A 9,977-nucleotide genomic window follows, 5' to 3' on the forward strand; every position below is an offset into this window, starting at 1 on the left:
CGTATCGGCCACGTCGAAGCGCAGCTCCGTCATGGCGCCGCCCTCGGCCCTGGAGGCGGTCAGGCTCAGCGAGACGCCTCCCTGTTCGGTGAACTTGACGGCGTTCCCGATCAGGGTCGTCAGCACCTGACGCAGCCGCCCGGCATCGCCGCGCACCGAACGGGGGACATCGGCCGCCACCGACGATACCAGATCGATGCCCTTGGCCGTCGCCTGGGCCGCCTGCGGGGCCACGACGCTCTCGACCAGGTCGATCAGGTTGAAGTCGTTGTCGGCGATCTGCCGTGCGCCGTTCTCGACCCGGGCGAGATCTTCGACTTCGGCCAGGGTGGCGGCCATGGTCTGGACCGACTTCCGGACGGCCTGGACGCGGTCCCTCTGTTCGGCGGCCAACTGTCCTTCCGACAGCTGGCGAAGCACGTCCAGGACGCCGCGCAGCGAAGCCCGCAGTCCCTTGCCGACGACGGCGAGGAAATCGGAGCCGGCCCGCCTCTCCGTTTCCGCCCGCTGCCGTGCCGCCCGCAGCTGGTCCTCGACCCAGCGGTAGCCCGTGATGTCGTGGAAGGTCAGGATCCCGGCGAAGCGCCCGCCCTGGGGGACGAGCCGCTGGGAAACCTCACACAGGATGCGGCTGCCGTCGGGCCGCAGGAACCACGCCTCGCGGTGCTGCGTCCTGCCGCACTCGAAGGTCTCGCGCAGCGCCGCGTAGTCGGCCGGCGCGATCAGCCGTTCGGCGGAGCGCCCGATCAGGTCGGCGAGCGGGCGGTCGAGCAGAACCAGGGCCGCGTCGTTGGCGTCGATGATGACGTTCCCGTCATGGACCAGTACGCCTTCCCGCGTGGCCGAAGCCAGGCGGCGGAACCGCTCCTCCGCCTCGCGCAGGTCGCGTTCCACCCTGCGGTCGGCCGTGACGTCGCTGTAGCAGACCATCCGGCCGCCATCCGGCATGCCGGCGCCGAACACGTCCAGCACATGGCCGTCCCGGCGGACATATTCGTACCGGACCGGAATGCGCGGCGACTCGGGCGGCACCGGTTCGGCAGCACCGGCCAGGGCCTCCTCGCCGCGCGCCGCAAGGAATGCCTGGAAATCGGCGAAGGGGCATCCTGCCGTCAGCAGGTCGGCCGGCAGGTCGAGCAGGCGGACCGCCTGTGCGTTCGACATCGTCAGGCGGCCGTCGGCGCCCCAGATGCAGACGCCCCGGTCGGATGCGTTCAGCGTCATCTCGAGCAGGCGCGACCGCCGGGCCAGTTCCGCCTTCTGGCGCTTCAGCTCGGTCACGTCGCTGCTGACGGCGATCCGGTAGCCGTTGCGGGTGCGGTGCCCGTCCATCCTGATCCAGCGCCCGTCCGGCAGGGAACGCTCGCCGTCGCCCGCCGTGTCCGCGCCGCCGGAAAAAGGCGACAGCGAGCCTTGCAGTTCGGCATAGCGCTGGTTGACGAGCACGGGACGGTCGGCGGGATCGAAGACCGCGATGGCCTGGGGCAGCACGTCGAGCGCTTCCGCCAGCAACTGCCGGGTGTGCTCGGCCCGGCGTTCCGCCGTACGGGCCTGCCGGACCCGGTGACCTGTGACGGCAAGCTCGATCAGCACGATGGCCCACAGGACGATCGTACAGCCGATCTTCAGCGCAAGCTGGGCAGGACCCTCCTGCGACGGCAGCCAGACGATGCCGATAGCCAGGATACCCGCGACGGCGGCAAGGGCTGAACGGCGCAACATGCGCCGGGATCGGCTGTACTGCTCGACTAAACTGGTCATAGAGGGTCAGGTTGTTCAACCGTCGGTCTGACGGCACCACAGCCTAACGGGTCACCGCATTTGAGACAACATCGTTGCGCTCCGCGCCAAGGGCTTCGTCGGGACCGAGGCGAAGGGCGGAGCGCCGCCGGCCGAGGATGCCGTGACGCGGGGCGAACAGGATGGCCGCCGCCAGCAGGACGCCTGCCAGCGTGGCGATCATGCCCGCCGCGTTCAAGGCATCGGCCGGCTCCCCCATCAGGACCGTCGGACCGAAGGCGCCCAGCAGATAGCCGCCGGCGCCGGTGGCGCCGCCGATCCCGACGCTGAGCCAGAGCTGGACCGGCAGCCGGTCGGTCAGCAGCCGCGCGGTCGCGGCGGGGCAGATCAGCATGGCGACGACCAGGATCGACCCGACCGCCTCGAACGAGGCGATGGCCGCGACCGCCACCAGCACGACGACGCCGTAATGGAACAGACCGGCCGGGTAGCCGAGCGTCGTCGCGAGGTGTGGGTCGAACGAGGTCAGCGCCAGTTCCTTGTAGAACAGGGTGACGCAGACGACGCACAGCAGCGTCACGGCCGCCAGGACGACGACCTGATGCGGCAATTCGGTCCAGACGGAGGGGTCGGCCAGATCGGACCAGCCCGACGGCGCCAGCCACAGGATGGCTTCGAGCTGGCCGTAGAGGACGCAGTCGGCATCCAGGTCGACCGCGCGGGCGGCGCCCTGCTCGATCAGGACGACGCCGCCCGCGAACATGACGGTGAAGACCACGCCCATCGCCGCCCCGCCGTCGAGCCGGCCCAGCCGGCGGACCGCCTCGATCAGGACGCCGGCGAGCACGGCCGCCGCCAGCGCGCCCAGGATGACCGGCAGGCCGGCCCGGGTACCGGTGACAAGGAAGCCCATGACGATGCCAGGCAGGATCGCGTGGCTGATGGCGTCGCCCAGCATGCTCTGGCGCCGGAGCACCAGGAAGTTGCCGACCAGTGCGCAGGATACGCAGGCGAGCACCGCGGCCGTCATGGCCGGCAGGTCGATCTGGAGGAATTCCTGTGAGGTCATCATGGCAAACTCATCATGGCAGGCTCATCATGGCGAAAGCTGCTCCGGAAGGCTCTCCAGCTCAAGGACGAGGTCGCGCGGCAGCACCCGGTCGATCGGATCGATGCCCCAGTTGGCCCGTCCCGGCACCAGCGTCGGGTAATGGATCAGGAAGCGCTCCCACAGACGGCGGTTGCGCTCGGATGACCGGGCGGCGTCGCGTCCGCGCGCCGTCAGTGAGCCGTCCCGGACCATGCCCCGGAGCCTGAGCCACGTGTCCATCCCGCCGGACGAGGGCCGTCGTCCGTGCAGCAAGCCGGTGAGCGCCGCCTGTTCGGCATAGGCGAGGCGCAGGCGAGCCTGCCGCCATGCCGTGGCGACGACGCCGCGCGCCGGGGCGAACAGGAAGCTGAACAGGAAAAGCGCGCCCGCCACCAGCACGATCACGGCGCCGGCCGGCAGGCGCGGCACCAGCGCCGACAGGCTGGCGCCGAGCCAGCCGCTGATGCCTCCCAGGACGGCTGCGATGACCAGCATCGCCCACAGCTTCTCGGTCCAGAAGCGGGCCGCCGCCGGCGGCACGATCAGCAGGGCTATGATCAGGATCAGGCCGACGGTCTGAAGCCCGATCACGGTGACCAGGGTCGTCAGGCCCATCAGCGTCAGGTCGATCCGCACCGTCGGCCAGCCCTGGCCGGCGGCGAACCCGGGATCGAAGCAGAGCAGCCGGAATTCCTTGAACAGCAGCATGCAGGCCGCGAGCGCCGCCAGCGCCAGCCCGGCAATGGCCATGGCCTCGTTCCGGTTCATGGCGGCGGTCTGGCCCAGGATGAAGGTCTTCAGCCCGGCCTGGTTGCCGGTGGCGAGCGTCTGGATGTGGCTCAGCAGGACGACGCCGACGCCGAAGAAGACGCTGAGCACGGCCCCGATCGCGGCATCCTCGGCCAGGCGCGTGTAGCGCGAGATCGCCTGGATCGCCAGCACGCCGAGCACGCCCGAGAACAGCGCCCCGGCCAGCAGCACCGGCAGGCTCCTGCCTTCCATGCCCAGCGCCGTCGCGATCAGGAAGGCCAGCGCTATGCCGGGCAGCGTCGCATGGCTCAGCGCATCGCTGACCATGGCGCGCTTGCGCAGCAGCATGAAGCTGCCGATCACCCCGGCCGCCACTCCGAGGCAGGCCGTTCCGGCGACCACCACCGCGGAGTTGAAGCCGGCGCGCAGGGTCAGCGTGGCGAGGATCTCGTCGGCGGTCATGTCACGCGGCCCCGGCTTCCGCCGCGTATTTGCGTACGCCCGGCACGTCGGCGGGACCCAGCCGACCGCCATAGGTCCGGTGCAGCGTCTCGGCATTCAGCGTCGAGCCGACCGGTCCGGCCGCAACGACGCGGGTATTGAGCAGCAGCACGTGGTCGAAGTAGTCGGCGACCGTCTGGAGGTCGTGGTGGACGCAGATCACGGTGCGGCCGGCGGAGTCGAGGTCGCGCAGGACCTGGATGACGGCCCGCTCGGTCGCGGCGTCGACGCCGGCGAAGGGTTCGTCCATGAAATAGATCCGCGCCTCCTGGGCCAGGGCGCGGGCCAGGAAGACGCGCTGCTGCTGGCCGCCGGAAAGCTGTCCGATCTGGCGGTCGGCGAAATCCGCCATGCCGACCCGGTCCAGGCAGGCCCGCGCCGCTTCCCGATGGGCACGGCCGACCGGCCGGCACCAGCCGATCATGCCGTAGCGGCCCATCGCGGCGACGTCGAGCGCGGAAGCCGGGAAGTCCCAGTCCACGCTCTCGCGCTGGGGGACGTAGCCGATCAGCGAGCGGCGCTTGCCGAGCGGGCTGCCATGGACCTTGACCGATCCGGAGACCGACGGCACCAGACCCAGGCAGGCCTTGACGAAAGTGGACTTGCCGGCGCCGTTGGGGCCGACGATGGCGATCAGCCCTTGCGGCGGGGCGGTATAATCGACCGACCACAGGACCGGCTTGCGGTTATAGGCGACGGTGAGGTCGCGGACCTCGAGCGGGCTGGCCGGCGCCGCCGGTCCGTCGCCGGGCTTTTGTCCGGAGCGAAGGGAGAACAGCATGTCCATCACCGCGCCAGCGCCGCGAGGCGGCCTTCGAATCCTTGCGCCGGAGGATTGCCGCCGAGCGCCTGGGCAATGGTCGTGACGTTGTGGTCGATCATGCCGACATAGGTCCCTTCATAGGTTCCGGGTGTGCCCATCGCATCGGAATACAGCGAGCCGCCGATCCTGACCTGATGGCCGCGCGCGGCGGCGCCGTCGATCAGTGCCCGAATGTTTCGTTCCGACACGCTGGTCTCGATGAAGACGGCGCCGATCTTTCTATCCACCAGCAGATCCACCAGTCCCTCGATCTCGCGCAATCCTGCTTCCGACTCGGTGCTGATGCCCTGGATGCCCCGCACCTCCAGGCCATAGGCGCGGCCCAGATAGTTGAAGGCGTCATGGGCCGTGACCAGCACGCGCGACCGTTCGGGGATGCCGGCGAGCGTTTCCTTGGCATAGGCGTCGAGCCGCGCCAGCTTCGCGGCGTACCCGGCGGCGTTCTCCCGGTAACGGTCGGCGCCCGCGGGATCGAACTCGATCAAGCGGTCGCGGACCATGTTCAGCGCCGTGGTCCACAGCGACACGTCCATCCAGACATGCGGGTCGGCATTGCCGTCGAAACCGTCGGGCGTCAGCAGCCTTGCGGGATCGAGCCGGTCGGCCACGGCATGGACCGGCTTGCCGGAGCCGCCCATCCGGATCAGCGCGTCGATGATCTTCCCCTCCAGCAGCAGCCCGCTGTAGAAGACGATATCGGCCGCCGCCAGCTTCGCCACGTCGGAACGGGTCAGCTTGTAGGTGTGCGGGTCGACCCCCTCTCCCATCAGTCCCGTGACCGAGGCACGGTCGCCCGCCGTCATGCGGACGAGGTCCGCCACCTGCGAGGTGGTCGTGACCACGGTGAAGGGGATGTCGGCCGGCGGCGACGCGGCACGCGCCGCGTAGGGGAAAACGAAGGTCGCTGCCAGCAGGGGGACGATCAGGAACCATCGCATGATCGATCTGGTCATGCCGGCACTCCGCTATATTGCCCTGACATTGAACAGGTGTTCATATTGACACATCCTGACATTTATTTGATGCCTGAAATGCTTGTTGAGAGATATGCTTGAGTTCTTGCCGTTTACAAGTGCGCCACAAGGCGTAATGTTGCAGGGGCGTTGGCAATGATTTTGCTGTTTACCGATTTCGGCCTGTCAGGTCCTTACACCGGGCAGATGAAGGCCGTGCTGGCGAGCCAGGCTCCGGCCGTGCCGGTGATCGACCTGTTCGCGGACGCACCCGCGTTCCAGCCCCGCCTGTCTGCCTATCTTCTGGGGGCCTACCGCGGCGCCGTGCCGGAGGGCGGCGTCCTGCTGGGCGTCGTCGATCCCGGCGTCGGCACCGACCGGCTGCCGCTGTGCGTGCGCGCCGACGGCCGCTGGTATGTCGGGCCGGACAACGGCCTGTTCGAACTGGTGGTGCGGCGGGCGGCTTGCGCGGAGGCCTGGACCATCGACTGGCGGCCGGCCGCGATGTCCGCCAGCTTCCATGGCCGCGACCTGTTCGCCCCGGTGGCGGCACGTCTGGCGCTGGGCGAAACGCCGCCGGGGACGCCGGTGCCGGTGGAGCGGATCCGCCGCCCGGACTGGCCCGACGACCTGGACCGCATCGTCTATGTGGATGTCTACGGCAACGCGCTGACCGGCCTGCGCGCCGCCGTCCTGGGGAACGGGGTGGAGCTGGAAGCCGGCGGCAGGCGGATAGCGCGGGCGCGAACCTTCGGCGACGTGCCGGTGGGGGAAGCGATCTGGTACGAGAACTCGAACGGACTGGCGGAGATCGCGGTCAACCGGGGCCGGGCGGACGGCGTGCTGGGGCTGAAGGTCGGGGACGAGGTCGGAGTGTTCGGTACGAGGAAGTGAGGGGATACCGATTCTCTTCGCCTTACGGGACGGACCCCAGGGCCAGACGGCGTTCGATGTCCTCGATCACGGGTATCAGGTTGCCGATCCCGTCGATGACGTAGTGGGCGCCGCCCGCGCGCAGGCGATCGTAGGCGGCGGTGCGTTTCGCCTTCAGGTCGTCTTCGGACAGCGCGGCCAGTTCCTCGACCGAAAGCCCCAGTTCGTTGCCGGTCAGGGCCACCGCGACGGTCCACATGCCGGCGCCCAAGCCTTCCTCGATGCCGGGAACGGTGTCGTCCACCTTGACGCAGGCGGCAGCCGGCCAGACATCCAGTTCCACCATGGCGCGAAAGCACATCAGCGGCGAGGGACGGCCGGTCGGCACGTCGTCGGTGCAGACGACGCAGTCCGGCGCGAAGCCCTCCGCGGCGGCAGCCGGCATCAGCACGTCCATCACGGCGCGGCCGTAGCCGGTGGTCGATCCGATCCTGATGCCGCGCTGGCGCAGTTGAGCCAGCGTGTTGCGGGCGCCGGGGATCAGGCTGGCATGGCCGGCGGCGGTCTCCAGGTTGAGCGGCAGCAGGCGCGCGTGCAGCGTATCGATGTCGCCGTCCGTCATGGGGCGCCCGTGGGTCTGCTCCCAGCGCCGGGCGACGTCGGGCAGGGCGGCGATCGCCCGGATATGGTCGCGCTTGGGCAGGCCCATGAACGGCTTGGCCTCGTCGATGCCGATATCGACCCCGGCCGCTCCGAAAGCGGCCACGAACACGCCCATCGGCGCCCGGCTGCCGAAATCCACCACTGTTCCGGCCCAGTCCAGGACGACTGCCCGGACCGGCCCGTCGTAGCGCTTCATCGCCATGCCGTCATTTCCTCCCCAGGAGAGCACCAGACCTTGGATAGAGGATATCCGCGGGTCATTTCAAGGTCCGGTGGCAAATGCAGGGCCGGCCGACATCGTCATGCGGCGTCGAGCGCCGTCTTGAGGACGGTGGAGAGCTGTTCCAGCGTGAAGGACCTGACCAGAAAGCCGTCGACGGGAAAATCGGCCGGCACCGCCGAGATGCTGTCCGTGACCAGCACGATCCTCATGCCGAACTCTTCGTGAAGCCGCCGTGCGACGTCCATGCCGTCGAAATCGCCGGATCCGGGCTGGTATAGCGGATGTTGGGAGTTGGTCTGGCGCGAGCCGGAGATGCTGACCAGGGCGACGGTTGGCTGATATTCGGCAGCGCACTTCCTCGCTTCCTCCAGCGAGGCGGCCAGGACGGAGTCGCCGAAGCCGGCATTGCCGATCAGCCCGGCGACGTTCTCCGCACCGGTCGCATCCGGATCGACGATCAGGAAGTTCCGGACCGACGGGGCGGAAGTCCGGCGTTCCTCGATCAGTGCCGCTAGCTCTCGAAGCAGTTCCCTGACCGTATAGGGCTTCCGCAGATGCCGCCACCGGGCGGAGCTTTCCAGTCTGGTGCCGCCCGATCCGGAGGTCAGGACGACACCGAGCGCGGGATTGCGGCCGCTCAGCCTATGCGCCAGTTCCAGGCCGTTCATGCGTCCCATGTGGATATCTGTGACCAGGAAATCGATCGTGCCGATGTCCGCGACCTGCAAGGCTTCCTCGGCGTTGGCCGCGTCGATGACGATGAAGCCCTTTTCCCGGAGGAACATGGCCGCCCCGTGGCGGATGGCGTTGTCGTCGTCGACCAGCAGGATGGTATGGCGGCCGCCGTCCTCGCTTGCCGCTTCAAGCGGTTTCTGGAGCGGCAGGGCATGGCTTCGGGGCAGGCGGATCCGGATGGTGGTGCCCCGTCCCTCGGTACTCAGGATCCGCATGTCTCCGGCGAACTGCCGGGCGAAGCCGAAAACCATGCTGAGGCCGAGCCCGGTACCCTGGCCGGCGCCCTTGGTCGTGAAGAAGGGTTCGGCGGCGCGGTTCGCCACCTCGCGCGACATGCCCTTGCCTGTGTCACTCAGCGACAGCACGACGTAGTCGCCGGGAGGAAGGTCGGCGTCCCGGCTGCCGATGCGCTCGTTGACGGTGCCGATCGTCAGCTTTCCGCCGTCCGGCATCGCATCCTGGGCGTTGACGACGAGGTTCAGCAGCGCCGCCTCGAGCATGCCGCGGTCTGCGGTGCAGGGCCACAGACCCTTGGCCAGATCGAGTTCCACGGCGATGTCGGCGCTCAGGGACATCTGGATGAAGCGGTCCATGCTCTCGACGGCGGCGTTCAGGTCGATCGGCTCCGGTTCCACTTTCTGCTGCCGCGCGAAGGCGAGAAGCTGGCGGATGAGGCTGTTGCCGTGGGCCAGCGCCGCCTGCGACGCCCGCAGATGTTCGAGCAGGTCGCTGGACGGCAGCCGGCGCTCGATCGACTCGAGGTTCAGCGATACCGCCGTGATCAGGTTGCTGAAGTCGTGGGCCATGCCGCTCGACATCCGGCCCAGCGCCTCCAGCCGCTGCGACTGGCCGAGCATCGCTTCCATGCGCCGCTTCTCCGTCAGGTCGCGGACGTTCACGATCAGCGACCATGCGGTGCCGGGGGCTTCGGCCCGGACGGCGCTGCACTCGCACGGGACCTCGCCGCCCGCCCTGGACAGGAAGGAGTATTCGTGGTTCAGCGGCCGGTTCGAAAGCAGCACCGCCGCCAGCCACGCTTGCGCATCGGTCCGTTCGCCGGCGCAGACCAGATCGGTGAAGCGCTTGCCCTTCAACTCTCCCGGTTCGTAGCCGAGCAGGCGGTCCGAGGAGATGGCTTCGTCGACGAAGCGTCCTTCGGCATCCAGCGGTGCGATCAGGTCGAAGGAGTGGCGCAGCAGGGTTTGGTAGCGCTCCGTCGTGTCGTTGGTCACGCGCGCCTGCCGCGCCAGGGCTTCTGCATTGCGCCGGTCGACGCGGGACGCCATCAGGACCAGGAGCATCGCCGTGGACAGGGTGGTGAAGATCGAGAACGACAGCAGCGATACGGGGATCGGCGCCTGACCGATGTCGTCCATGTCCGGCACCATGGAGATCCTGGACGCCGCCCTCGCGGTGTAATGCATGCTGCTGACGGCCACACCCATCACGACGGCGCCGGCCGCCGCCAGGGGGAGGCTCCGCGCCGGCTTGAAGGCGATGAACAGCGCCGCGGTGGACAGCACGACGGCCAGCGCCACGGAAAGGCCGACCAGAAAGGGGTCATGGCTGACGGTCGCGTCCATCCGCATCGCCGCCATGCCGACATAGTGCATGACGATGATCCCG

8 protein-coding genes are annotated in these 9,977 nt (G+C 68.8%); 1 reads left to right on the forward strand and 7 read right to left on the reverse strand.

Translation table 11 applies throughout. The annotated features are described in order from the left end of the window. The 5 genes from AC5JJ6_RS22990 to AC5JJ6_RS23010 all read right to left on the reverse strand — a co-directional run. On the reverse strand, window positions 1-1,722 hold a 1,722-nt coding region (locus AC5JJ6_RS22990; RefSeq protein WP_496044284.1), incomplete at its 3' end, for a PAS-domain containing protein. A gap of 82 nt (window positions 1,723-1,804) precedes the next feature. Then, the gene (locus tag AC5JJ6_RS22995; RefSeq protein ID WP_496044285.1) at window positions 1,805-2,812 is read right to left on the reverse strand and encodes a metal ABC transporter permease; all 1,008 of its coding nucleotides are present in this window, start codon (window positions 2,810-2,812) and stop codon (window positions 1,805-1,807) included. A 24-nt stretch (window positions 2,813-2,836) separates the two neighbouring features. Then, on the reverse strand, window positions 2,837-4,042 hold the full coding sequence (locus AC5JJ6_RS23000) for a metal ABC transporter permease (protein WP_496044286.1): 1,206 nt from the start codon (window positions 4,040-4,042) through the stop codon (window positions 2,837-2,839). A 1-nt stretch (window position 4,043) separates the two neighbouring features. Further along, complete coding sequence (locus AC5JJ6_RS23005) at window positions 4,044-4,862, reverse strand: metal ABC transporter ATP-binding protein (protein ID WP_496044287.1); 819 nt, start codon at window positions 4,860-4,862, stop codon at window positions 4,044-4,046. A 5-nt stretch (window positions 4,863-4,867) separates the two neighbouring features. Beyond that, window positions 4,868-5,857, reverse strand: coding sequence for a metal ABC transporter solute-binding protein, Zn/Mn family (locus AC5JJ6_RS23010; protein WP_496044288.1), 990 nt, complete (start codon window positions 5,855-5,857; stop codon window positions 4,868-4,870). 156 nt (window positions 5,858-6,013) lie between these two features. Here AC5JJ6_RS23010 and AC5JJ6_RS23015 point away from each other — a divergent pair, with 156 nt between their 5' ends. Next, entirely contained in the window at window positions 6,014-6,751 is a 738-nt protein-coding gene (locus AC5JJ6_RS23015) for an SAM hydrolase/SAM-dependent halogenase family protein (protein WP_496044289.1), read from the forward strand. Window positions 6,752-6,773: 22 nt separating this feature from the next. Here AC5JJ6_RS23015 and phnX read toward each other — a convergent pair whose 3' ends face one another. Together phnX and AC5JJ6_RS23025 are read right to left on the reverse strand one after the other, a co-directional pair. Then, window positions 6,774-7,595, reverse strand: a complete 822-nt coding sequence (phnX, locus tag AC5JJ6_RS23020) for a phosphonoacetaldehyde hydrolase (RefSeq protein WP_496044290.1) — start codon at window positions 7,593-7,595, stop codon at window positions 6,774-6,776. A 98-nt stretch (window positions 7,596-7,693) separates the two neighbouring features. Beyond that, window positions 7,694-9,977, reverse strand: a 2,284-nt coding sequence (locus AC5JJ6_RS23025; protein WP_496044291.1) for an MHYT domain-containing protein, incomplete at its 5' end; no start/stop codon positions are given.

The organism is Skermanella sp. (assembly GCF_059503625.1).